The organism is Thioalkalivibrio sp. ALgr1 (assembly GCF_000378285.1).
Classification (GTDB): domain Bacteria; phylum Pseudomonadota; class Gammaproteobacteria; order Ectothiorhodospirales; family Ectothiorhodospiraceae; genus Thioalkalivibrio.
Map to the genome: position 1 here is coordinate 136,320 of NZ_KB905132.1, position 24,198 is coordinate 160,517.

General features: G+C 66.6%; 22 protein-coding genes. 12 read left to right on the forward strand and 10 right to left on the reverse strand.

Features of this window, described 5'->3' with window-relative positions; translation table 11 throughout:
• Nucleotides 1-21 precede the first annotated feature (21 nt).
• Genes F466_RS0100665 through F466_RS0100675 form a run of 3 tightly spaced genes read right to left on the reverse strand, consistent with a single transcriptional unit; the run spans nt 22 to nt 4,739 of the window.
• Entirely contained in the window at nt 22-2,193 is a 2,172-nt protein-coding gene (locus F466_RS0100665; protein WP_018138904.1) for an HAD-IIB family hydrolase, read from the reverse strand.
• 13 nt (nt 2,194-2,206) lie between these two features.
• Entirely contained in the window at nt 2,207-3,604 is a 1,398-nt protein-coding gene (locus F466_RS0100670; protein ID WP_018993214.1) for a glycoside hydrolase 100 family protein, read from the reverse strand.
• 58 nt (nt 3,605-3,662) lie between these two features.
• The gene (locus F466_RS0100675; RefSeq protein ID WP_018138902.1) at nt 3,663-4,739 is read right to left on the reverse strand and encodes an EAL domain-containing protein; all 1,077 of its coding nucleotides are present in this window, start codon (nt 4,737-4,739) and stop codon (nt 3,663-3,665) included.
• Between the two features lie 105 nt (nt 4,740-4,844).
• On the opposite strand from F466_RS0100675, the gene msrB reads away from it, so the two are divergent.
• Together msrB and F466_RS0100685 are read left to right on the forward strand one after the other, a co-directional pair.
• Nucleotides 4,845-5,240 (forward strand): peptide-methionine (R)-S-oxide reductase MsrB, encoded by a 396-nt coding sequence (msrB, locus tag F466_RS0100680; protein WP_018993215.1) that lies wholly within the window; start codon nt 4,845-4,847, stop codon nt 5,238-5,240.
• A gap of 31 nt (nt 5,241-5,271) precedes the next feature.
• The gene (locus tag F466_RS0100685; RefSeq protein ID WP_018993216.1) at nt 5,272-6,483 is read left to right on the forward strand and encodes an MFS transporter; all 1,212 of its coding nucleotides are present in this window, start codon (nt 5,272-5,274) and stop codon (nt 6,481-6,483) included.
• 917 nt (nt 6,484-7,400) lie between these two features.
• On the opposite strand, the gene F466_RS0100690 is transcribed toward F466_RS0100685, so the two are convergent.
• The 4 genes from F466_RS0100690 to gshA form a co-directional block, all read right to left on the reverse strand.
• Nucleotides 7,401-10,559, reverse strand: a complete 3,159-nt coding sequence (locus F466_RS0100690; RefSeq protein WP_018993217.1) for an efflux RND transporter permease subunit — start codon at nt 10,557-10,559, stop codon at nt 7,401-7,403.
• Nucleotides 10,556-11,671: an efflux RND transporter periplasmic adaptor subunit gene (locus F466_RS0100695; RefSeq protein ID WP_018649105.1), complete on the reverse strand. Its 1,116-nt coding sequence runs from the start codon at nt 11,669-11,671 to the stop codon at nt 10,556-10,558. The genes F466_RS0100690 and F466_RS0100695 overlap by 4 nt, the downstream gene beginning before the upstream one ends.
• A gap of 76 nt (nt 11,672-11,747) precedes the next feature.
• Nucleotides 11,748-12,764, reverse strand: coding sequence for a glutathione S-transferase family protein (locus tag F466_RS0100700; protein WP_018993218.1), 1,017 nt, complete (start codon nt 12,762-12,764; stop codon nt 11,748-11,750).
• A 138-nt stretch (nt 12,765-12,902) separates the two neighbouring features.
• Entirely contained in the window at nt 12,903-14,489 is a 1,587-nt protein-coding gene (gene gshA / locus F466_RS0100705; protein ID WP_018993219.1) for a glutamate--cysteine ligase, read from the reverse strand.
• Between the two features lie 147 nt (nt 14,490-14,636).
• Here gshA and budA point away from each other — a divergent pair, with 147 nt between their 5' ends.
• The 8 genes from budA to F466_RS0100745 all read left to right on the forward strand — a co-directional run bounded on the left by budA (nt 14,637) and on the right by F466_RS0100745 (nt 21,435).
• Entirely contained in the window at nt 14,637-15,449 is an 813-nt protein-coding gene (budA, locus tag F466_RS0100710; RefSeq protein WP_018138895.1) for an acetolactate decarboxylase, read from the forward strand.
• A gap of 78 nt (nt 15,450-15,527) precedes the next feature.
• Nucleotides 15,528-15,926, forward strand: a complete 399-nt coding sequence (locus tag F466_RS0100715) for a hypothetical protein (protein WP_018138894.1) — start codon at nt 15,528-15,530, stop codon at nt 15,924-15,926.
• A 100-nt stretch (nt 15,927-16,026) separates the two neighbouring features.
• Nucleotides 16,027-16,899 carry a helix-turn-helix domain-containing protein gene (locus F466_RS0100720; protein WP_018993220.1) on the forward strand — a complete coding sequence of 291 codons (873 nt, stop codon included), beginning with the start codon at nt 16,027-16,029 and terminating at the stop codon, nt 16,897-16,899.
• 189 nt (nt 16,900-17,088) lie between these two features.
• Nucleotides 17,089-18,177, forward strand: a complete 1,089-nt coding sequence (locus F466_RS0100725; RefSeq protein WP_018993221.1) for a class I SAM-dependent methyltransferase — start codon at nt 17,089-17,091, stop codon at nt 18,175-18,177.
• A gap of 20 nt (nt 18,178-18,197) precedes the next feature.
• Nucleotides 18,198-18,560: a group 1 truncated hemoglobin gene (locus F466_RS0100730; RefSeq protein ID WP_018993222.1), complete on the forward strand. Its 363-nt coding sequence runs from the start codon at nt 18,198-18,200 to the stop codon at nt 18,558-18,560.
• 19 nt (nt 18,561-18,579) lie between these two features.
• Nucleotides 18,580-19,062 (forward strand): DUF302 domain-containing protein, encoded by a 483-nt coding sequence (locus F466_RS0100735; protein WP_018993223.1) that lies wholly within the window; start codon nt 18,580-18,582, stop codon nt 19,060-19,062.
• Nucleotides 19,063-19,233: 171 nt separating this feature from the next.
• Nucleotides 19,234-19,653: a hypothetical protein gene (locus F466_RS0100740; RefSeq protein WP_018993224.1), complete on the forward strand. Its 420-nt coding sequence runs from the start codon at nt 19,234-19,236 to the stop codon at nt 19,651-19,653.
• Between the two features lie 96 nt (nt 19,654-19,749).
• Nucleotides 19,750-21,435, forward strand: a complete 1,686-nt coding sequence (locus F466_RS0100745; protein ID WP_018649107.1) for an alpha/beta-hydrolase family protein — start codon at nt 19,750-19,752, stop codon at nt 21,433-21,435.
• Here the strand turns inward: F466_RS0100745 and F466_RS0100750 are convergent.
• Together F466_RS0100750 and F466_RS0100755 are read right to left on the reverse strand one after the other, a co-directional pair.
• Entirely contained in the window at nt 21,432-21,848 is a 417-nt protein-coding gene (locus F466_RS0100750) for an ABZJ_00895 family protein (protein WP_018137916.1), read from the reverse strand. The genes F466_RS0100745 and F466_RS0100750 overlap by 4 nt on opposite strands.
• A gap of 90 nt (nt 21,849-21,938) precedes the next feature.
• On the reverse strand, nt 21,939-22,301 hold the full coding sequence (locus tag F466_RS0100755; protein WP_018993225.1) for a hypothetical protein: 363 nt from the start codon (nt 22,299-22,301) through the stop codon (nt 21,939-21,941).
• Between the two features lie 211 nt (nt 22,302-22,512).
• Between F466_RS0100755 and F466_RS0100760 the strand changes: the two genes are divergently transcribed.
• Nucleotides 22,513-23,349 carry a zinc-dependent peptidase gene (locus F466_RS0100760; RefSeq protein WP_018993226.1) on the forward strand — a complete coding sequence of 279 codons (837 nt, stop codon included), beginning with the start codon at nt 22,513-22,515 and terminating at the stop codon, nt 23,347-23,349.
• Entirely contained in the window at nt 23,346-23,744 is a 399-nt protein-coding gene (gene fliL / locus F466_RS0100765) for a flagellar basal body-associated protein FliL (RefSeq protein WP_018137913.1), read from the forward strand. The genes F466_RS0100760 and fliL overlap by 4 nt, the downstream gene beginning before the upstream one ends.
• 119 nt (nt 23,745-23,863) lie before the next feature.
• Here the strand turns inward: fliL and F466_RS0100770 are convergent, their stop codons facing one another.
• The gene (locus F466_RS0100770; RefSeq protein ID WP_012983699.1) at nt 23,864-24,160 is read right to left on the reverse strand and encodes a hypothetical protein; all 297 of its coding nucleotides are present in this window, start codon (nt 24,158-24,160) and stop codon (nt 23,864-23,866) included.
• Nucleotides 24,161-24,198: the final 38 nt, after the last annotated feature.

Here is a 24,198-nt window from a genome sequence, read left to right on the forward strand (position 1 = left end):
ACCTGCCCCGGAGGACCGGGGCTATTCGTCGGCCGGGATGTCGCAGCGGTTGGGCAGATCGAAGTGCTCGATGCCCTCGAGGATACCGCGCGCATAGGTCGCGTCGGCAAAGAAGATGCGCTGGAATCCGCGCAGCCCTTCCAGCTCCGGCTGGTGATTCCCGACCACGACCCCGAGCAGCCGCCCGCGCAGCATATCCTCGTCGTTACCGGAGTCCCCGGCCACCAGCACATGTTCGAGCGGGATGCCCCACTTGTCAGACAGGTAGCGCACCGCGAGCCCCTTGGAGGCGCGCACCGGAAGCAGATCCAAGTAGCGCTTGTGCGAATAGATCACGCGCGCGTGCAGGTCTTCGCGGTACAAGCGGGTCTCGATGCTCTCGGCATCCAGCTCCCCCGGAGGATCGACGAAGAAACTCACCTTGAACGCCCGCTGGTCCTCCTTGGGCTGCAGCTCCAGCCCGGGCACCTTCAGCAGGCACTCGCGCAGGCGGTCGGGCTCCCAGCGGTGGCTGATGTGCCGTGCCCAGCCGCGATCCTCGGTCCGCTCCGCCCCGTAGTGGATCTCGCTGCCCACCGAGGTAATCCAGACGTCCGGCGCGGGCACCCCGTGCTCTTCCAGCACGGCCGCGGCGGAATCCAGCCGCCGGCCCGTGGCCACACCGAATACCACCTGCTTGCGGTGGCGTTTGAGCCAGGCGACAAAGGCCCGCGTGGCCTTGTCGTTGCCCAGCAGGGTGTTGTCGATGTCCGTGATCACGGCACGGTCGGCCTTGGCCAGCCGACCGGAGGTCGAGCGCTGTTCGCGCCGTGTCTGGCGCACCTCCTTGCTGAGCGCCTTGACCAACCTCACGTACTTCTCGGCATGTCCGTCCCAGGAGTAGTGCTGGCGCACGCCCTTCAGGCCCGCGCGCGAATAGCGCTGCCAGCGCGGGCGGTCCGCGAGGATGCCCTGGATCGCATCGGCGATCCCTTCCGGGTCCAGCGGGTCGACCAGCAACCCGTTGTGGCAGCGCGAGATGATCTCTTCGGGCCCCCCGTCATTGGTGGCGACGATCGGGGCCCCGCTGGCCGCGGCCTCGATCAGGGTCAGGCCAAACGGCTCGGTCAGCGCTGGATTGACGAACACCCCCTTGCTGGACGCGACCAGGCGGTAGAGGTCCGGCACGTCCTCGGGGCTGTGGTGCTTCGGGTAGGCCACACGGCCGTAGAGGTCGTGGCGGTCGATGCGCAGCAGGAGGTCCTTTAGTACGTCGCGCGCACCCTTGTCGAGGTCGCGGATGTCATCGCGATTGCCGGCCACGATCACCAGATTGGCGTTCTCCCGCAGCCACTCGTTGCCGGCGTAGGCCTCGACCAGGGCGCGGATGTTCTTGCGCTCGTCGGCCCTGGAGAGCGCCATGATCAGCGGGCGATCCGGCTTTTGCAGAAACCGCCGGATCTCGGGCCAGATCGGCGGCTTGCGCTGGCCGCGTTTGGGCGGGTAGAAGCGTTCGAGGTCGGTCCCGGGTGGGATCACCTCCATGCGTTCGGGCTGGTAGTTGTCGTAGGTCGCGTACTGCTCGCCAATCTCCTGGCGAGTGCTGGCAATCACCCGATGGGAATGGGCCAGGGCCTCTTCCTCGGCGTGGATGCGGGTGGCGATGTTATAGCGCGACTCGATGTCGTCGTCGGACATCCCGCCCTCGCGCAGACGCTCGCGCTTGACCCGACCCAGGGAATGCCCGGTCTGGAGCATCGGCGCGCCCAGCAGGTTGGACAGGCGCACCGCCACATGCCCGGCATCGGCGTAGTGCCCGTGAATCACGTCCGGGCGCAGCCCCACCTCGCGGATATGCCCGAGGGCGTTGTCGGCGAAGCAGTCGAGATAGGGCCAGAGCTTTTCCTTGCGCAGGTAGCGTTTGGGTCCGCAATCCAGACGCACAATAAAGGCGCCGTCGCCGAGTGGCTCCTCGCGTTCGGCGTAGTCGTCCGCGACCCGGCTGTCGACAATGCGCCGTGTGAGCAGATCGACCCGCCCCACCTGCGGGTGTCGCGCCAGCGCGCGCGCCAGCTCGACTACGTACAGCGTCTGCCCACCGGTGTCGGCGTCGCGCCCCAGCTCCAGATCCCGCCCCCGCATCAAGCCGTGGACACTGATCAGGACGAGGTACAGGCCCTCCCCATCACGGGCCTTGCTCTGGGTCTTTTTCATGGACGCACATGCCTCATGGCAATTCGGGTTCGGGGCTGTCGAACAGGCTCATGGTATCGGGGTTGTCGAGCAGGGCCTGTGAAACCAGGACGGCGGTAGCCGACCAGGTCTGCTGATAGTTGGCGCGCCGACCGATCAACCGGCCGTGACGGCCGTCGTAATACTCCGGCCAGTCGTCGCGATGCAGCCGTTCGGCCGCCACTGCATGCACGCTGCGCGCGAGATCCGGGCGCCCGACCCGCAGCGCGGCACCGGTAAACGCCCACAGCAACGCCGGCCAGTTGCCACCATTGTGGTAGGACCATGGCGTGTTCTTGGGGTCGGAGCCGGTCAGCAGGCGCCATTCCTCGCCGCTCATCGCCGGGTAGCAGATCTTCACCGGCATGGTCCCGATCAGGTCCTCGAAGCGCTGCTCGAAGGTCTGCATGATCGAGCGCGACTGGCGCTCGTCGGCCAGCCCGAACAGAACCGCCAGCAGATTGCCGAAGCTGAAGAAGCGAAAATCCATCCGCCCCGGCCCCAGGTTGCCGACCAGATACCCGCTCTCCGAGGGCAGCCAGTCCACCAGCCAGTCAGGGATGCTCTCGGGATAGATGTTCAGCGCATTCTCCGACTCGTGGCCGAAGTGCTCGGTACGGTAGCGGTGGATGTGGTTCAGTCGCTCGAGATCCAGCCAGTAGTAGTGGCGGATGTAATCGGACAGTTGCCGGGTACGGATCGCGGACTGCTCGCAGAGCTGCTCGGAGTCGGTATCGCAGGGTTCCAGCATCGCCAAGGAGGCCTTCAGCATGCCGAAGAACAGCGCCTGAATCTCCAGCGGGTGGCCGAACACGCCCATGCGCCGGTCGATCATGAAGCTGCCGTCCGGCACCAGCAGGGTCGGGAAGACCTCGAAGCGGTCCTGCAGACAGATACTGAGGATCAACCGGATGCCGCGCTGCACATCCTGGCTTTTGATGAAGTCGTGATCTCCGGTGCGGTTCTGATAGGCGCGCAGCAGCAGCACCCACCACATCATCGAATCCACCGGGGCCACGCGGCCGATCGCGCGATCGCCGAAATCGGCCGCCAGCCCCTCGCGACCGTTCTCGTCGGTGAACACGCGAAAGCTCGCCGGCATCACGCGCGGCAGGCGGCGGTGACCCTCGATTTCTTCCTGGGTATCGCGGATTTGCAGGATCAGCGACAGGAAGTCGCGCACCACCTCGGGCTCGTCGTTCAGCAGGTAGACGAGCCCGGAGGGCACGAAATCGCGGATAAAGCAGTCAGCGTAGTTGTCCGCAGGCGCGCGGGCATCCAGGCTGGCGACGGTCCCCACCGTACGGCCTTGATAGCGCACCTCGGCATCACGAAGAAGCTGGAAGGCGGACTCCAGCGTCGGGTTTCGGGCATCGGGCGGAAGCTGGTTCATACCCTTGAGTCTAAGGGAGACACGGGTCGGATGTGCACCGCCCCAGAGAAACCACGGTTCAGGCCTCCGGATGCACGGGCATGGGCGGCTCGGCGGCCGGACGGGCGAACAGGTATCCCTGGCAGTAGTCGACCTGGTCCTTGAGCCAGCGCCACTCCTCCACCGTCTCGATGCCCTCGGCGACGGTCTGGATCTCGAGCTCGCGCGCCAGTTCGGTGATCTTGCCAAGAATCTTCTGCTGATAGATATCACCGTCGATGCCACTGACCAGCTGGCGGTCGATCTTCACGTAGTCCGGGCGCAGCTGCGAAAGCATGTTCAGCGAGGCATAACCCGCGCCGAGATCGTCGAGTGCCACCTGGAAACCGGCACGGCGATAGCGATCGACGATGCGCGAGAGGTGATCGACATCGGTCACGTAGTCGCTCTCGATCACCTCGAACACGAAACCGCTCGGACCATCCCCGTCCGGACGCGACAGGATCTCGCGCACCGTCGTCTCCAGACAGAACGCCGGGTCGTAGATCGCCGTGGGATTGAAGTTGATGAACAGCCGACTCCCGATCCCGCGTTCGGTGGCGCGGCGAATTGCGTTGATCCGCGCCGAGCGGTCGAGATGGAACAGCAGCTCGGCCGCCCGCGCCGTCTTGAACAACTCATTCGGCGGGATCACGTCGCCGGCGGGCGTGCGGGCACGCACCAGCGCCTCGTAGGCGAACACCTCTTCGGGCTGGGCGGCGTGCACGATCGGCTGGAAATGAAAGTCCAGCGAGTCGTTCGCGAGGATCGCCGCCAGATCGCGGGCGTTGTGGCGAGCGATCAGCGTGGACAGCAGGTGGGTGTCCTGCAGATGGGCGAGGCTGAAGGTCTCGTCGCCCGGGACGAAGGTCGCCCGACAACCGGACTGTTCCGCACCGCTCAAGGCCTGCTCCAGACGCACCAGGGTGTCACCCAGCCCCCCGTTATTGTCGACCGGCATTGCAAGGATGCCGGAGACGGGTTCGCTGCAGGGGAGTTGTTCCTCCACCATGCGGCTGCGCAAGACTGCGCGGGTATGCGCCAGAACCGGCGCGAGATACAGGGTGCCGGATTCCGCCGGCAGGAGATCGATACGTTCGCAATCCGGGCAACTCACGACCACCTCCAGCGGTCCATCGTATCCAGTCGAGACGCTCCGGGCAGTGCTACGATCCCGGTCATTCTCGGTTTGTACGCACCATAGCACCACCCGGAGGCTGCAATGAATAACCCAGATCATCCCGACGACGACCTGCGCGCACGCCTGACACCCGAGCAGTACCGCATCGCCCGCGAAGGCGGGACCGAGCGCCCATTCACCGGGGCCTATCACGACCACAAGGCGGATGGCGTCTATCACTGCGTGGCCTGCGGTGCCGCGCTGTTCGACTCCACCACCAAGTTCGATTCCGGCTCCGGATGGCCCAGCTATACGGCCCCTGCCGCGCCCGACGCCGTGAGCGAGTACCGCGACCGCTCGCTGGGCATGGAACGCACCGAGGTCCGCTGCGCGGGCTGCGACTCGCACCTGGGGCACGTCTTCCCCGATGGCCCACCCCCGACCGGGCTGCGCTACTGCATCAACTCCGCCGTGCTCGATTTTCGCCCACGCGCCTGAGTACGTCGCCACTCCAGTGGAAAGGAATCCCGTGTCCTCTTCGATCACCCCGCGCGAACGCGTGAATGTCCTGCTGCTGGCCACGGCACAGGCCCTGTTTCTGATCGCCGCGGTCACCGTGATGACACTGAGCGGCGTGGTCGGGGAGCGCCTGGCCACGGACCCGGCCCTGGCCACCCTGCCGGTCGCCGCGATGATGGTCGGGACCCTGGTCACCACCCTGCCCGCCTCGCTGTTCATGAAGCGCTTCGGGCGGCGCACCGGCTTCCTGCTGGGCACCAGCGTGGGCGGGGTCGGTGGCGCCGCACTGGCGGCGGCCGGGGTCTTCGCGGAGGCCTTCTGGCTGTTCGTGCTCGGCAACCTGCTGCTGGGGGCCTACCAGGCCTTCGCGATGTACTACCGCTTTGCCGCCGCCGACGTGGCCAGCCCCGCGTTCCGCCCGCGCGCGATCTCGCTGGTCATGGCCGGCGGGGTCGTGGCCGCCTTCCTCGGCCCGTGGAACGCCCACCATGCCCAGGCCCTGCTGCCGGACACGCCGGAGGCCGGACCCTACCTGGTCCTCGGCGCCCTGGCCCTGCTGACGATGGCGCTGCTGGCCTGGCTGCGCGTGCCGGCGCCGCCGCCAGAGGAACGCGGGCCCGCCCGGCCGATGGCCGAGATCCTGCCGCAGGGTCGCTTCCTTGTGGCCCTGACCGCGGCCGCGCTGGGCTATGCGGTCATGGTGCTGCTGATGACGGCGACCCCGCTGGCCATGCGCCAGGCGGACTTCGACATGGGTCAGGTCGCACTGGTGATGCAGTGGCACGTGCTGGGGATGTTCGCGCCTTCGTTTGTGACCGGCCACCTGATCACCCGCCTTGGGATCACACGCATCCTGGCGCTCGGCAATGCGCTGGTGCTGTTCAGCGTGGCGGTTGCCGCGCACGGGGAGACGCTGGGGCATTTCTGGCTGGCGCTGGTCCTGCTGGGGGTCGGCTGGAACTTCCTGTTCATTGGCGGCAGCACGCTGCTGACGACCACGCATACCGCCACCGAGAAGGGCAAGGTCCAGGGTGTGAACGACCTGACCATCTTCACGCTGGTCACGGCCGGCTCGCTGCTGGCTGGCGCACTGCTGCGACCACTGGGCTGGGACGGCCTGAACCTGGCCATGCTGCCGGTCGTCGCGCTGCTGACCATCGCCGTCGCCTGGCTCTGGTTCGACGACACCCGCGCCTCATCCGCCCCACGCGCCGAACCCTGATTTCCCGTTGCCGGGCCGCCTGTCTTGTTGTGGCTGGCTCTGGTTCGGCATCCGGTGTTTACGGTGGCTTCGGGCCGCCGCCTGCCATGCGCTGTCTCGCCAGCGCACCGCGCCCGTTGTTGATCAAAAACGGGCTTCTTTGCTCGTGCAAAGAAGTATCCAAGAAACACGCCCGACTGCCGCGACCCCGGCCCGCTATGCGGGCCGGGGTTTCCCTCGCTCCGAGGCTTTTCGCGGGCGGCGCTGAAACTCGCTGCGCTGTCGCTTCGCTCAGACAGTCAGCGCCTCTCTTCCCGCGAAAACCCTCTCCACTCGGCGCGACGACAACGGGGGGTGAAGGTCTAAACAGCGGCGATCCCCATGTTCGTGCTTCTGGATGGAGGCTGGGTCTTCGGACATCTTCGGCACGCTCGGCCTACGGCCATAGCGTGCCGCGCCCGCAAGCGGGCGCCAAGGGTAAGATGCCGATGAGCGTAGCGAATCGCATCAGGGTTGCCCGGACGCTGGGATGGTGCGTTTCGCTGCGCTCAACCGCACCCTACGGCGTCGGAGTTGGGCGAAACGTTGGGGAATGGCTCTTGTTTTGACCTTCTCCCCCCGTATGAAGCCCCTTGCGGAAGGGTCCTCGGGACGGACGATTCAAAATAGAAACGGGGGCGCTGACTGTCTGAGCGAAGCGACAGCGCAGCGAGTTTCAGCGCCGCCGGCCCGAGGGCCCTGGAGCAAGGTCCCCGGGCGGAATCCGGGTGCCCTTCTTTGGGTACTTTCTTGGGCAAGCAAGAAAGCCCGTTGTTGATCAAAAACGGGCGCGGCGCGCTCGCGAGTGAGCGCTCGGCAGTATGCGGACCAAAGGCACGTAAACACTGAGGCCGATCCAGGGCCAGCCACAACAAGACAGGCGGCCCGGCAACGGGAAATCAGGGTTCGGCGCGGGGGGCGGATGAGGCGTGGCCGCCGCGGCGTTCGCCGTCGACGTCGGTGACTTCGGCGTCGAGGTCGTGCAGGCGGCGGGTGGTCGCCAGCGGCGAGGTGGTGCCGCGCGCGACCAGGCTGTAGGCCGCCGGAATCACGAACAGCGTGAACAGCGTGGCAAACAGCACACCGGAGAACACGGCCACCCCGATCACGAAGCGCGTCTCCTCGCCCGGCCCGGAGGCCAGGATCAGCGGAATCGACCCGGCCACGGTGGTCAGCGCGGTCATCAGCACCGGCCGCAAACGCATGCGCGCCGCCTCGACTACGGCAGTGTCGAAGTCGCGCCCGCGGTCACGCAACTGGTTGGCGAACTCGACAATCAGGATGCCGTTCTTGGCCGCCAGCCCGATCAGCATGACCATCCCGATCTGACTGTAGATGTTCAGGGTCTGGCCAGTCAGGTGTAACCCCAGTAATGCCCCGACCACCGCGAGTGGCACGGTCAGCATGATCACGAACGGGTGCACAAAGCTCTCGAACTGGGCAGCCAGCACCAGGAACACGACCAGCAGTGCCAGCGCAAAGACGAACAGGATCGCCTCGGAGCCCGTGCGCAGGTCCAGCGACTCGCCCTTGTAGTCGATTCCTGCCTCGGCCGGGAGCAGCTCGGCCGCCTTCGCATCCAGGGCATCCAGCGCCTGGCCGAGCGTCATCCCGTCCTGCAAGCCGGCGGTCAGGGTAACAGCGCGGGCTCGGTTATAGCGTTCCAGAGACGAGGGACCGGCAAATTCCTCGTAGGTGACCAGGCTCGACAGCGGCACCATGGAGCCGGCCGCCGAACGCACGTAGAGGTTGTCGATATCCCCGGGGGTGCGGCGCTGGTCGGTCAGGCCCTCAATGATCACGTCATACTCCTCGCCGCGATCGACAAAGGTGGTCACATCGCGCCCCCCGAGCACGATGTCCAGCGTGCGCCCGACGTCGCGCATGGAGACGCCAAGGTCACCGGCCCGGTCGCGGTCCAGGCGCACGTTGATCTGTGGCTGCGTGGGCTCGTAATCCAGATCCACGCGCGTCAAGCCGTCCATGCCCTCGGCGGCCTCGCGCATGATCTCGCCCCATTCCTCGAGGGTGTCGTAGTCCGGGCCGGAGATCACAAACTGCACGGGTGGACCGATGCGTCCGCGCGAGAGACCCTGGCGCATGACCACGCGCGCCTCGACCCCGGGCATCTCGTCTACAATGCCCCGCACCTCGTCGATCACCTCCTGTCCCGACATGTCGCGGTCGTCCCAGTGCTCGAGGATGGCGATCACAAAGCCGTTGTTCATCAGCTCCGAGCCACCAAAACCGCGCGGCGTACGCACCAGGGCCCGGCGAATGGGACCGTCCTCGATCAGGGGCTGGATGCGCGTCTCGATCTCGGCCATCTGACGGCTCATGTAGTCGAAATTGGCCCCCTCCGGGCCGTCGACCATCACGAAGAAGGCACCGCGATCCTCCTGCGGTGCAAACTCCTCGGGCAGGGTGTCGAACAGATACCAGGCGGCCGCGAGCACGAGCGCCAGGATCGGCACGATCAGCCAGGCTCCCTTAAGGCCGGTCTGCAGCGCACGCCCGTAACCGCGTTCCAGGTAGGAAAAGCCGCGACTGATAAAGCGCGCCGCGCCGGTGTCATCGTCGCCCTTGTGCATCAGCCGCCCGGACAGCACGGGCGCGAGGGTGAGCGCGACCAGGCTGGAGAAGAACACGGCGATCGCCATCGCGATCGCAAACTCGGTGAACAGACGCCCGACCGTGCCCTCTAGGAAGGCCAGCGGCACAAACACCGCAATCAGCACCGAGGTGGTCGCGACGATCGCGAAGCCCACCTGCCCGGCGCCACGATAGGCCGCCAGCAGACCGGGCTCGCCACGCTCGATGCGCCGGTGGATGTTCTCCAGCATCACGATGGAGTCATCCACCACCAACCCCACGGCGAGCACCAGCGCCAGCAGGGTCAACAGGTTGACCGAGAACCCGAACAGGTTGATGCCGATAAAGGCCGCCGTGATCGCCACGGGCACCGTCACCGCCGGGATGATGGTCGCCCGCCAGCTCCCCAGGAACAGCCAGATCACGAATACGACCGCCGCCGTCGCCACGGCCAGCGTGATGTAGACCTCGCGGATCGCCCCCTCGATGAACACCGACTCGTCGTAGGTGGTCACCAGCGAGGTACCCTCCGGCAGGCTGTCCTGCAGATCGGCGGCCAGGGCCTTCACCCCGTTGGCGACATCCAGCACGTTTGCATTCGACTGACGGATGATGCCCAGGCCGATCATGTCCTCGCGGTTGCCGCGGAACTCGCTGCGTTCGGTGTCGGCGCCGATGTTCACCTCGGCGACGTCGCTCAGCCGCACCAGCTGCCCTTCCTCGCCACGCTTGAGCACGAGGTTGGAGAAGTCTTCCGGGGTGCGGTACTGGCGATCGACCCGCACCGTGAACTCGCGCTCGACCGACTCCAGACGCCCGGCCGGGAGCTCGACGTTCTCCTGTTCCAGGGCATCGGCGATGTCCGTTACGGTCAGCTCGCGCGCAGCCAGGGCCTCGCGGTCCACCCAGATCCGCATCGCATAGCTGCGCGCACCGCCGCGGCGCACCAGCGCGACACCATCCACCACCGAGATGCGGTCGATCAGGTGACGCTCCGCGTAGTCCGCCAGCTCCAGCTGATCCATCGTGGTACTGGACAGGTTCAGCCAGAGGATCGGGTTGGCGTCGGCATCCGCCTTGGTGACCTCCGGCGGGTCAATATCCTCGGGCAGGTCGCGCATCGCGCGGCTGACGGCCTCGCGCACGTCGTTGGCCGCCGCGTCCAGGTCGCGATTCAGGTTGAATTCGATGGTAATGCGGGACTGGCCGTCCTCGCTGGTGGACTCCACATAGCGGATGCCCTCGATCCCCGCGACCCGGTCTTCCAGCCGCTGGGTCACCTCGCGCTCGATGATGTCGCCGCTGGCGCCTGGGTAGACGGTGTCGATCGTGACCACGGGCGGGTCCACGTCGGGGTATTCACGTAGCGGCAGGTTGTCGTAGGCGATCAGGCCGAAGGTAATCAGCAGCAGGTTGAAGACAATCGCCAGGACCGGACGGCGATTGGCGACATCCGAGATAATCATTGCGCGTCACCGGCCTCGCCGGTTTCCAGGAACTCGGGCACGCGCGGCGGCAGCACGCGCACGGACTGCCCGTCCCGCACTCGGGACACGCCCTCGGAGACGACCACATCCCCGGTTTCCAGCCCGGACAGGATCTCGGCAAAGCCCGGCATGCGACGCCCAATGCGGATCCGTACGCGCTCTACCGTACCGTCCTCCAGATGGCGGAAGGTGAAGTGCTGATCGGCCACCTGTTGAACCGCGCCCTCGGGGATGGCGACCCGTTCGACCGGATCCAGCGCCAGGCGAATATTGACCAGCATCCCCGGGCGCAGGATGAAGTCGGGGTTGTCCACCGTCGCGCGCACCGTCAGCGTCCGGGTCGACACATCGAGGCGGTTGCTCACCGCCGAGACCTGTCCCTCGAACACCCCGATCGCGCTGCGACCATAGACCGTGCTACCCAGCGGGATCGCGGCCGCGTGCCGCTCGGGGACCGCGAAATCGACCCTCACCCGCTCGATATCATCCAGCTCCGCGATCGGGGTACCGGGGCTCACCAGCGAACCGGGACTCACCTGGCGCAGGCCCAGCCGGCCGGAAAATGGGGCGCGGATCGTGCGGTTGGCCACGCGCGCCTCGGCGGCCGCCAGCCGGGCCTCGGCCTCGCTCAGGCGCGAGCGCTGCTGGTCCACCTGCTGCTGTGTCACCACGCCATCGGCCACGCGATCGCGCACACGTTCCAGTTCGCGCTCGGCCTCTTCGACCTGAACACGCGCCTCGCGCAGAGCCGCCTCGGCCTCGTCTGCATCCAGGCGGACCAGGATCTGCCCTGCCTCGACCTCGTCACCATCGTCGAACAGGACCTCGACCACGCGCTCGGTCACGTTCGCGGTGACCAGCACCGATTCGTTGGCGCGAACGGTACCCAGGGACTCGACAATGGTTTCGAAGGTGCGCGGCTGCACGGTTGAGGTCCGCACCGGCGTGCGGCGATCCGCCTCCTCGGGGGCCTCGTCGGCGGCCTGCGCGTCGCCACTGTTCGACTGGAATTCGCCCTCGAGCCCGTACCAGGCAGCCACGCCCAGCGCGAGCACAGCTACCAACCCCAGCAACCAGCCAATCGCCTTCACCCAGCCAACCCCTCGCTAAAAAGCGGGCCCGAGCAAGCCCGGGCCCGCGTAATCCTCGCCAATAGTGTAACGACCGTCACATTTCCGCGGCGTTCCGGAGTTCGGCCGGGAGATCCCCCAGCGGCCGACCGTGCGGCGCACTGTAATCGATCACCGGGCCCTTCGGCACGATGCGGCTGGGGTTCAGCATCGGGTGGCTGCCGTAGTAGTGCGCCTTGATGTGATCCATGCGCACGGTCTCGGCCACGCCGGGGCGCTGGTAGAGCATGCGCAGGTAGGCCGACAGCGCCGGGAAGTCGATGATGCGCTGGCGGTTGCACTTGAAGTGGCTGTAGTAAACCGGATCAAAGCGCACCAGGGTGGTGAACAGTCGCCAGTCGGCCTCGGTGATCCGGTCGCCCACCAGGAACGGCTGGCGTGCCAGACGCTCTTCCAGCCAGTCCAGGGTCTCGAACAGGCGGTCCCAGGCGGCATCGTAGGCCTTCTGGGAGGTTGCGAAACCCGAGCGGTAGACGCCGTTGTTCACATTTTCATAGACGCGATCGTTGACCGCGTGGATCTCCTCGCGCAGGTCCTCCGGGTAGAAATCCAGCGTATTGCCGGTGATGCCGTCGAAAGCGCTGTTGAACATGCGCACCAGGTCTTCCGACTCGTTGTTCACGATCCGGTCGGTCTGGGTGTCAAACAGCACCGGCACGGTCACGATGCCCGTGTACTTCGGATCGGTGCGGGTGTAGAGCTCGTGCATGTAGCGGGAGCCGTGCACGCGGTCGCCGGTGCAGCCGTCGCAGTCATCGAAGGACCAGCCGGCGTCGCCCATGTAGTGATGCACCACCGACAGCCCGATGTGCGACTCCAGACCCTTGAGCTTGCGCAGGATCAGCGCGCGATGCGCCCAGGGGCAGGCATAGGAGACGTACAGGTGGTAGCGCCCGGACTCGGCCGGGTAGCCGCCCTCGCCCAGCGGGCCCGCGGAGCCGTCGGCGGTCACGTAGTTGCGGTATTGCTGGTCCTGGCGCACGAACTCTCCGTTCTCGTCGGACTCCTCTTCCAGCCAGCCCTCACGCAGTTCGCCGTTGATCAGAAGACTCATGGGGTTCCCTCTGTAGCGGTCCAGTCGCCACGGTTACGGATGATGGCTTCGATTATCATGTCGATAAATTCGAAGATAAATCGCGTTGTTTCCACTTGAAGATTCGAAAATATCGAATCAACAACCAAACACTGAGGTTCAGGAGGCGCGCAGCGTGCCGTCGAAGTAGCGGGCAAGGAAGGTATCGAAGTCCAGGGTATCGGCCACCTCGATCGCGGCCTGCTCCGCCAGGCTCTGGCGCGCCAGGGCCTCCAGCGTCTCGGCGCGCGGCAGCGGACCGTTGAAGCGAAACGCCTCGCGGTGCTGCGCGGACAGGCGGCTGGCGTAGCGGTAGAAGCCCTCCTCGCGCGCCATCATGTCCTCCAGCATGCGCGCCGAGGGAGTCAGATCGGCCTGCTCGACCTTGCCCCACTGCTCGCTTAGCGCACGGCGGTACGGGTCGCCCGGCAGTTCCTGGTCAAGGATTGCGGCGACCGGGCGCATCAGGGCCAGCAGTTCGCGCGCCCAGTCCTGCAGCGCGACCTCGCCGCCGGGGCGACGCAGTGCAAGCCCCGGGCGGCGGCCATAGTGCGCCACATCGAGTAGGTTGGCATCGATCGCGTCCAGCTCACCCGCCTCCAGCTGTGGGCTCGGCTGCAGCAGGCAGGCCAGGGCAAACACCTCGAGAAAGCGCAGCTGGGTCTCGTCCACCCCCAGCGGGTGCTGGGCGTTGATGTCCACCGAGCGCAGTTCGACGTACTCGATCCCGCGCGCCTCCAGCGCATCGGTGGGCTTCTCGAAGCGCTCCAGCGGCTGCTTCGGGCGCACCGTGGAGTAATACTCGTTCTCGATCTGCAGGATGTTGGCGTTCAGCTGGCGATACTCGCCATCGACCTTCACGCCGATGCGCTCCCACTCGGGACTGGGCGTGTTGATCGCGCAGCGCAGCGAGTCGACGTAACCGCCAAGGGAGTTGTAGTCCGCCTTGATGCCGGTGTCCGCCTCCTTGCGGTTGGTGTACCCGATGTCGCCCATGCGCAGGCTGGTCGCATGCGGGAGGTAGGAGGTGTCGTCGTCGAAGTCCTCGAGCACCGCGCCGTGGCCCTCGAGGAAGGAATTGCACACCGCCGGCGAGGCCCCGAACAGATACGGCACCAGCCAGCCGAAGCGCAGCAGGTTGCGGATCATGCCCATCATGCGCTCGTCGCGGAACGCGCGGTCGTCCTGTTCGCCCAGCACCTCCGCGAGCGCCGGCCAGAACTCGGGGCGCGGGGAATAGTTGAAGTGCACCCCGGCGATCACCTGCATTTTGCGCCCGTAGCGGTGCCCCAGCCCGATGCGATAAACGGTCTTCATGCGTCCGGCGTTGGACGTGCCGTACTGCGCGACCGGGATCGCGTTGTCGTCGGCGGTCACGCAGGGCATGGAAGTGGACCACAGGGTCTCGTCGCCGACATTGGCGGCGGCGAAGGCCTGCAGGTCGTGCAGGAAACCCAGCGTCTCGCGCACATCGTCGAACGGCGGGGTGACCAGCTCCAGCAGGGCCTCGGAGTAGTCGGTCGTGATATTCGGGTGGGTCAGCGCCGAACCCAGTGCCGCCGGGTGTGGGGTCAGGGCCGGCGAGCCCTGCGGGCCGACGCGCAGGGTCTCCTTCTCCAGGCCAATGCGCCCGTGCAGGCCAGTGCCCGCCAGGCGCTCCGCCAGCTGCGCGACCAGTCCCTGCAGATTGCGTTCGTCGGTTCCCACTGGGCTGCGTTTCCTGCCTGTCTGCAAACCCGGCGAACATACCGGAATGCGCCCCCGGGGTCACATGCAACCGGCACGGGGTTGCGGGAAGCCCAGCGCCCGCGCAACCTTGCCGGCAACCGTTTGCGCTGACCGGAAGCCACCGAGATGTCCAGTAACGATTTACCCGATGACCTGATGGAACGCTTGAGCGCCCGTGCCCGCCGCGAAGGCCAGGACCCGCAGGCCCTGATAGAGCGCTGGCTGGAGACGCCGGCGACCGCCGCCAGCCTGCATGTCTCGGCCCCGGTGAACGCCCTGGTCGAGGGGCTTTATCGCGAGGACACGACGATCGCCGACATCCTCGATCGCGGCGATTTCGGGCTGGGGACCTTCAACGACCTCGACGGCGAGATGGTGGTCCTGGATGGCGAGGTCTTCCAGCTGCGCTCGGACGGCCGCGCCTACGCGGTCAGCCCGGAGACACGCACGCCCTTCGCCTGCGTCACGCGCTTTCGCCCGTGGAGCGAGGAAACCATCGACACCCCGATGGACTACGACGGGCTGCTCGCCCTGTTCAACCGCCTGATCCCGTCGCACAACATGGTCTACGCGATCCGGCTGGATGGCGTGTTCGATTACGTGCGCACCCGCTCGGTCCCGCGCCAGGACGCCTACCGGCCGCTGGTGGAGGTTGCCCGCGAGCAGCCAGAGTACGAATTCGAGGGCATTGAGGGTTCGATGGCCGGCTTCTGGACCCCCGAGTTCATGCAGTCAGTTGCGGTGCCCGGCTACCACCTGCATTTCGTGGACGCCGACCGCCGCTGCGGCGGTCACCTGCTGGAGGCCCGTCCGCGATCCATCCGCATCGCCCTGCAACACCTCCCGCGCGTGGACCTGGGCCTGCCCATGACACTGGACTATCTGACCGCGGACCTGTCGCGGGACACATCCGAGGATCTGAACGAGGCCGAACACTGACCTGACCGTTCATACGCGCCTTTGCCTGCGCCCGCGCTGCATATTAGTCTTTTCTTATTTTTGGTAATCGGAGCGCCCGTGGACCAGGAAAGACAACGCCGCAGCTGGGACGAGATCGTGGTGGATGCCCTGCGCACGCCCGCCGCCTGGCTGTTTCTGCTCGGGCTGGCAGCGGGCGCCGGGATAGTGCACTGGGGCGTCGAGCCGGGGCCGCCCGAAGGGGTCCTGATGGTCACCCTGCACAATGACAGCGAGGTCCCCATCCGCGCGGTTCACTTCGACTTCGGGCACGACCTGTCCGAGTCGTCGCTGCGCGAGGGCGAGATCGGCCCCGGAGAACGCCGCCGTGTGGCCCTGAACCACCCGCCCGGGGCCGGTTTCAACGTGGAGATCCGCTACGCCGACGGCCATGAACAGGAGTTCTGCGCCAACCGCGGCGTGGAGGGCCGGGAGCAGGAAGTCCGGGTCTATCGCTGACATCCCCGTCACGGTCATCCCGTGACAAGTGGATCGACGGCTCGCCATGGCCTATAAGCCAGGTTGCGGGGTGCAGACGATGCCACAACGATCGACCAGTATGCTCGACTTCTTTGCGCGGGGGCACGACGCGCCGTTCCTGCAGGAGGTCCGCGCGCGGGGAAACCCGCCGATCCCGATGATCGAGAACGCCCACCCGCCGGGGCGCATGAGCACCCCGCCGGTGCGCGAGCTGATGATCAGCGACACCTGCGGGGCACCCTTTCGCTTTCGTTGCGACATCGGCGCCGGGGCTTTTTCCGGCTGGGCAGACCCGAAGGAGTTCGTGGCGATCCCACCGAACGTTCCTACTTACTGCCAGATGCACGACCCTGCCAGGATGCGTTTTGTCGGTATACCCGCGGGACTCGCCCGCGCCTGCCTGGAACGCGACCCCGATGACCCGCTGGACTTTGGTCCCCTTCATACCCGCACACAGGCCGACCCGCTGGTGACTCAGGCCCTGGCGGCGCTGTGGCAGGAGATGGGGCGGCAGGACCCGGCCGCACGTCTGTTCGTGGAAAGCATGATCGCGGTGCTGGTCGTGCGCCTCGCCCGCCTCGCGGATCAGCACCAGGAACTGGCGTCACGGCGAGCGAGTCTCGCGCCGCACCAGTCGGCACGGGTCATCGAATACATGCGCGGCCATCTGGATCACCGCGTCACACTGGGCGACCTGGCCGCCCTCACCGGTCTGTCACCCTGGCACTTCGCGCGCGCCTTTCGCGAGACGCATGGCCAGCCACCACATCGGTACCTCACGCGCCTGCGCCTGGAGCGGGCCCGCGACTTGCTGGTCCGCACCCCCCTGAGCGTTACCGAGATCGCCAGCGCCACCGGGTACTCGTCGCAGCAGCTGGCCCGACACTTCCGCCGCGCCTTCGGTGTTGCCCCGGCGGCCTACCGGCGCATCCACGCGGGCAGCGCCGCATAGGGCCACACGGTTTTTTCGAGCCTTCCTCGCTCGACCCGCACCCGCCTCGGGGTGGCCGGCCAGCGGCGGACGCCCCCGGCGGGACATTTGCCGCAAGAAAGCGCCGCCCGGCGCAAGTTTCTGACAGCGCAGGGCGCCCCCGCCCCCTAGGCTCGAGACAAAGCCATCCGCCACCCCCGAGGCCGGCCCATGTCTTCTGCCTCGCAAACCAGAGCAACGCCACGGACTGCCGAGGCCTTCGGCGAGCACCTGATCGAGGTCCTCAACCACGGTGCGTTGTGCCTGATGATCTCGATCGGACACCGCACCGGGCTGTTCGACCGGATGCGCGACCGCCCCGGCGCGACCGCAGAGGCGCTTGCCACGGCCGCGGACCTCCACCCGCGCTACGTGCGCGAATGGCTGGGGGCGATGGCCACTGGCGGCTTCGTTACCGTGGATCCGGAGGGCCCGCGCTTCGCCCTGCCTGCAGCGCATGCCGCCTGCCTGACCCGGGCCGCCGCGGCCGACAACCTGGCCGTGTTCGCCCAGTACATCGGCCTGCTGGGCGGCGTGGAGGACCAGATCGTGAACGCCTTCCATACCGGCGAAGGCGTCGGATACGAACACTATGCCCGCTTCCACGAGGTGATGGCCGAGGACAGCGGCCAGTCCGTCCTGTCGTCGCTGGAGAGCGACATCCTGCCGCTGGTGCCGGGCCTGACCGATCACCTCGAGCGCGGCATCCGCGTACTGGATGTCGGCTGCGGCAGGGGCCGTATCCTCAACCGGCTGGCCACGCTCTACCCGCGCAGCGAGTTCACGGGGCTCGACCTGTCGGCAGAGGCCATCGAGCAGGCCCGTGCCGAGACGCAGACCCTCGGGCTGGACAACGTGGCGTTCATTGAGGCGAATGCCGCGGCACTGGAACACCACGTGCCGGCGCGCCAGTTCGAGCTGATTACCACCTTCGATGCCATCCACGACCAGGCCGACCCCCTGGCGGTCCTGCAGGGCATCCACCGCGCACTCGCACCCGAGGGGATCTACCTGATGCAGGACATCCGCGGCTCCGGGGCGATCCACGGCGATCTCGATCACCCGCTGGGCCCCTTTCTCTACACCGTCTCCTGCATGCACTGCATGCCGGTATCGCTCGCCCAGGGCGGCCCGGGGCTGGGCGCAATGTGGGGCGAACCCCGGGCCCGCGAGTACCTGGCGCGCGCCGGCTTTCACGACATCCAGGTCCATCGACTCCCCCACGACCCGCAGAACAACTGGTACGTGGCCACCCGATAACCCCGCGAGGAGGAATCACCATGACCGACACAAGTCTCTACGAACGCTTGGGCGGCGAGGCACGCATCCGCGAACTCGCCACGACCATCTTCGACAAGCACACGCAGAACGCCACCATCCGCAACCGCTACGCCAACACGGATCGCGATGACGTGATTCGCCTGGTGACCGAATTTATCTGCAACGGCACCGGCGGCCCGCAGGCCTACAGCGGACGCGACATGCTGACCACCCATCGCGGCATGAACATCAGCGAAGAGGAATTCGTCGCGGTGGTCGACGACATCGTCGAGGCCCTGGACGAACATGGGGTCGGCCAGCGCGAGAAGGAAGAACTGCTGATGATCTCCTGGTCGCTAAAGCCCGAGATCGTGCGGGTCTGACATCCCGGAGGAACGAACCATGAAGACCTATTCACCCTTCACAGGCCTTGCGCTGTCGGTCGCAGTCGCCGCGACCCTGGCCCTGACCGCCCCGGCGATTGCAGCCGAACCCGACGACCACTTCATCATTCGCGACACCGAGCAACCGCGCGAGGAACTGGCGCGGACCGTCCGCGAGTTTGCCGAGAACGAGGAGGACTGGATCTTTCTGGCCGAGTTTGGCCTGGCCGGTGGCGACATCACGGCCCTGAAGGTCTGCTATCTGCCCCTGGGGCCCGACATCCTGGATGCCGGGATGCACGTCGGCGCGATGATGCCCTGCGGCCATATCGGGCTGTACGAGGAAGACGACGTCACCAAGCTGTCCATACTGCACCCCAAATTCATGACCACACTACAACCGCACCCGAGCCTGGAGCGGGCAGTGGAACGCGCCGAGCCGGCCTTCGAGGCGCTGCTGGACCATGCCCTGGGCCCGCGCCCGCAAGGCAATGCGCCGTAGCCACACACCAGCAATCCGCGGCGGGGTGGCCCACGCCTGGCCGCGGGCATGGGTCTCCGGACAGAGACCGTCCGGAGACCCGCCAGCCGGAATGACCCTTGAGGAGATGCCGGTTTGATTGCGCAAACTGCCTGTCACAGAACCGTCACTTTCGCGTTGTACGCTGTCGCGATGACGCACTCACGTTCTCGCCACTGGGCCGGGGCCGGCGCCGACCTCTGGCTTCTGCTGAAGGCGGTCGACGGAGTGGCAAAGGCACAGCGCCTGGCCCGGGCCGCCGGCTGGGTGCTGGCGCTGGCCGGTGCGGTCGTCGTCGCACTCGGCCTGCTGATGCAGCACACCCCGACGATGATGGAGGGAACAGTGGTCGCACTGCTGGCCGTCATCGGCGGCTGGCTGCGCAGTCGCATCGCCGCCACGCTCCTGATGCTGCTGATGGCGCTCGGGCTGGCCACCGGCCTGGCGGCCGGGGCGGCGACAGGGGGCCTGTTGGTGCAGGTGGCCCTGTTCGGCGTGGCCCTGCGCATGGTCGAAGCGGCCTTTCGCTTTCGCCAGCGACATGCTTTCGCGCAGCGCCAGAACGGTCAGTAGTTCTCGGAGCAAACGGGGCTTCGTCACGGAGACTTGAACCCGTCTCGCGGGCCAGACAGGATGAAGCTTTCCACCCGCGAAGGAACCGCATACGCGATGTCGGTCGTCGCCCGTCTGCAAACCCGCCTGCGGCGCTTCATCTGGCCCGGCTGGGCCACACGTGTCCTGGGGTCGCTGTCGATCCCGGGGCTGATCCTGGCCACGCTGTTTTTCGCCGCCTCGCTGACCCCGAGTCTGATCCCGCGTACCGACGACGTGCAGGGCGTCCTGTCCGGGCTGTCGCTGGCCGCGGGCTACGGGCTGGGCGTGTTTTTCCACTGGCTGTGGTCCTACCTGGAGCTGCCCGAGCCCAGCGAGCGCGTGCACAACACACTGGTGCTGATCGCCGGAGGCGGGGCCGCACTGATCGTGCTGATGTTTCTGTGGCAGGCCACCGAGTGGCAGAACACCATCCGCGAGTTGATGGATCAGGAGCCGGTGGACGGAGGCTTCCCGGTCCGCCTGGGGCTGATCGCCGCGGCCGTGTTCGCCGCGACCCTAGCTGTCGGGCGACTGTTCCAGTTGCTGGTGCGGTTTCTCGCGCAGCACCTGCGGCGCTTCATCCCGCGCCGGCTGTCGAACGTGATCGGCGTGGTGGCGGCCGCGGCAGTATTCTGGGCCGTGATCGACGGCGTCGTCCTGGAATACGGCCTGCGCACCGCCGATCGCAGCTTCCAGCAGTTCGACGTACGCGAGTACCCCGGGGCCGAGCAACCGACCAACCCCGCCCGCACAGGCAGTGCCGAATCGCTGGTCTCCTGGGAAGAGGGCCTGGGTCGCCAGGGCCAGCGCTTCATCGGCGACGCCCCGGTCGCGGCCGACATCGCGGACTTCACCGGTGAAGAGGCCTTTGACCCGATTCGGGTATACGTCGGACTGAATGCGGCCGAGGAAATCGAGGAACGGGCCCGCCTGGCCCTGCAGGAGCTATTGCGGGTGGACGCTTTCGACCGTTCGGTCCTGATCCTGGCCACTCCCACCGGGCGCGGCTGGGTGGACAACCGCGCGATCGCGCCGGTGGAATACCTGCATAACGGCGACATCGCAACCGTCGCCGTGCAGTACTCCTACCTGCCGAGCTGGCTGTCGCTGATGTCGGAGTCCCAGTACGGTCACGAGACGGCCCAGGCCGTGTTTGCGGAGATCTACAGCTACTGGAAACAGCTCCCCGCGGATGCACGTCCGGAGCTGTACCTCTATGGCCTGAGCCTGGGCGCACTAAACTCCGAACGCGCGGCGGACCTCTACGACGTGATCGGCGACCCGTTCAACGGTGCCCTGTGGGCGGGGCCGCCCTTCCGCAGCGAGACCTGGCGCGACATCACGCGCCAGCGCCAGCCGGATTCCCCGGCCTGGCTACCGCGTTTTCGCGACAGCTCGGTGGTGCGCTTCACCAATCAGGAGAATCATCTGGACATCCCCGGCGCCTCCTGGGGCCCGATGCGCATCGTCTACCTGCAGTACGCAAGCGACCCGATCACCTTCTTCGAGCCACAGGCGCTGTACCGCAAACCCGAATGGATGCAGTCGCCACGTGGCCCGGATGTCTCGCCGGACCTGACCTGGTACCCGGTGGTCACCATGCTGCAGCTGGCCGTGGACGTGGCCATCGGCGATGCCGCACCGCGCGGCTACGGACATGTCTATGCCACCGAGCACTACATCGACAGCTGGCAGGCGGTGACAGCCACGGAGTGGTCGGAAGACGAGCTCCAGTGGCTGAAGCGCCACCTGGCCGACTAGTCGGAAGCCCCCTGTGGAATCAGGCCGCGCTTGCGGAGATTGCGGCCGGTGATGCTGACCGCGCCCGCCACGCATCCCGCGTACAACAGCGCAACAACACCCAAAATTCCGAGGAACACGGGGTCCAGTGCGTTGCCTTCGGCCCATACCAGCAGAAATGCAACGGGAAGTTGCGTACCCAAGAGCACGGCCACCATCACCGCAATCACCCGCCACTTCTCGGAGCGCGACAGATAGCGCCCGTTCCTGCGCCCGAAGGCCTCGCACGGCCACATGACCGCCAGCATGAGTATCGCAATGCCAAGTGGCGTACCGAGCTCCTCCAGCTCGAAATACGCAATCACCACCATTGCCGCAATCGACAGCGAGAAATAAAGCAGTACAAACCGCGTCAGCAGATTCTTGATGGACATGATCCCCTCCCTGGGTGTGCGTTGGCCGCACCATCCTGTGCGGCCCGAATGACATCTGAAATACTCTGGCCCCGCGAGCAGGGCGCGTTGCTACCTCTCGGTAAACTCGGCGTCCTCGATGAGCACGGGATAGGTATAGCCCGCGCCGAAGTCCCGCTCCAGCACCAGCGTCCCCGTCACCGAAACGCGGTCGCCGACCTCCGGCAACTCGGTGGATGTAATCGTGATGTAGTCACCCTCGTTGCCGGTTCCGTCCACGAAGTGGATGAAGTTCACCCCCATGATGTCCTCGTTGACCCGGCCGACGATGCCCTCCAGGCGCACCGATTCACCCTCGAGTTCGGCCGGCGCCTGACTCAGCTGCGCGACCGTATGGACCTCATCCGCGGCCACAAAGGGCACCCACAGGGCCGCCACCAGCAGCCCCGCCACGATTCCTGCTTGCTTACGCATCCACTCCACTCCATCGCTTGCCTGTGGCAGCCACACGGGCCGCCCGAACGAATGATTCTGGCACAGAACATCCCTTTCACGTCACACCGCCGCCCGCAGCGGACAGGAAGCCCGATACCTTCGATAGCCGCCAGCCGCCCTGCCCCTCCCCCGGGCCACGCCGAATCCGTCCACGCGGCACCCCGCACATAAAACGTGCGACGATGTCGGCATGCACGACACGCCCCATTATCCGTTGCGCGGCCTGCTCAAGCGGCTGATCGAGCCCTTTGCGACTGGCCATAGCGGCCGTGTGCCGCTCGGCCCCGATGAATGGGAGACCCTGCGCCGCCAGGTTCCGTTCATCGCGACGCTCACGCCCGAGGAGACCGAACGCCTGAAGGGGCTGGTCGAAGAGCTGTTGGGCACCCGCGAGTTTGTGGGCATCGAGTCCGAGCCGACCCCCGGCCAGTGCCGCATGATCGCGGCCTACGCGGCACTACCGGTCCTGGAGCTGGGGCTCGCCCCCTATCGTGACTGGCGCACGCTGGTGCTGTATCCGGATACCTTTGTGCCGGAGCACGAATGGGTGGACGAGGACGGCATCGTGCATCAGGGGGCCATGCCGCAGTCCGGCGAGGCCTGGGAGCGCGGACCGGTCATCCTGTCCTGGGCCGATGTCGTTCGCGACGGTGCCGTCGTGGTGCACGAGATGACCCACGTGCTGGATGCCGGCAACGGCGAGGTGAACGGCTTTCCGCCACTCGCGCGCGATCACTCCGCCGAGGACTGGACCCGCGACTTCACCGCGGCCTACGAGGCATTTGTCGAGGCCGTGGAGAACGACACCCCGGAAGACCGGCTGCCGCTGGATCCGTACGCCGCGACCGCGCCGGAGGAATTCCTGGCCGTGGCCGCAGAGGCCTTCTTCTTCGAGCCGCAAGGGCTGCGCGAGGCCCTGCCGGCGGTCTATGATCATCTGGCCCGATATTATCGCCAGGAACCACACCGTCGCGCGGCGGCCATCGCCACGCAAGGGACCCACTTGCCACACGAGATCTCCGCATGAAGACCCTGTCGCCAAGCCTTTTCCTGCTCGCCATGCTTTGGTGGATGATCCCCGGCAGCGCTGTCGCTGTCGATGACCTCGACAGCCGCTACGTGACCCTGGAACCCGTGGTGGTCAACATGGAATCCTCCGACCGCGCCCGTTACCTGCAGGCCAAGATTCAACTCGAGGCTGCGGAGATGGGTGACGCCCGCGAGATTCGTGGACATATTCCGGCCGTGCGCGACCGGCTCATTCGCATCCTGGGAGGGCGCTCACCCGACAGCCTGCGCGGCAGCGCGGCCCGCGAGGACTTGCGCCAGGAGGCGATGGAAGAGCTCAACGAGCTGCTGGAGGAACTGACCGGCGCCCCGCGCATCGAGGCCCTGTACTTCTCGGACTTCATCCGCCAGTAGTAACGCGCGCCACCGGCCAAACAAAGGAGACCCCGGCAGCCAAGATCTGCCGGGGCCCAAGCTGCCCGACGGAGGACCGGGCCGGGGTCCCGCCAGGGACCCAGTTCATCCTGCCAAGATCAGTGCGGCCGGTGCAGCAGTGGCATCTCGCCACGCTCGACCATGTGCCGGATCAGGGTCGCCCGGCCAGGTTCTTCCTGCTCCAGCTCGGCAGCACACTGTGAATCCTGGTGCGTGGCCTCGGCCAGCAGCACCTCGAGCTCACGCAGGTCCACCTTCGGCTGCTGCAGATCCTCCGGCTTCGGGTTCTCCACCATGTGGGTCTCCCAGAACATCCGGGGATGCCAGCAGTGCAGTTGTGCATCCGGGTGCTGAAAGAGTTCGACACAACGACGATTGAGTTCCTGTGCATTCATTGCGAATGACTCCTCGTGCCGGTGTATTCACTCTTCTG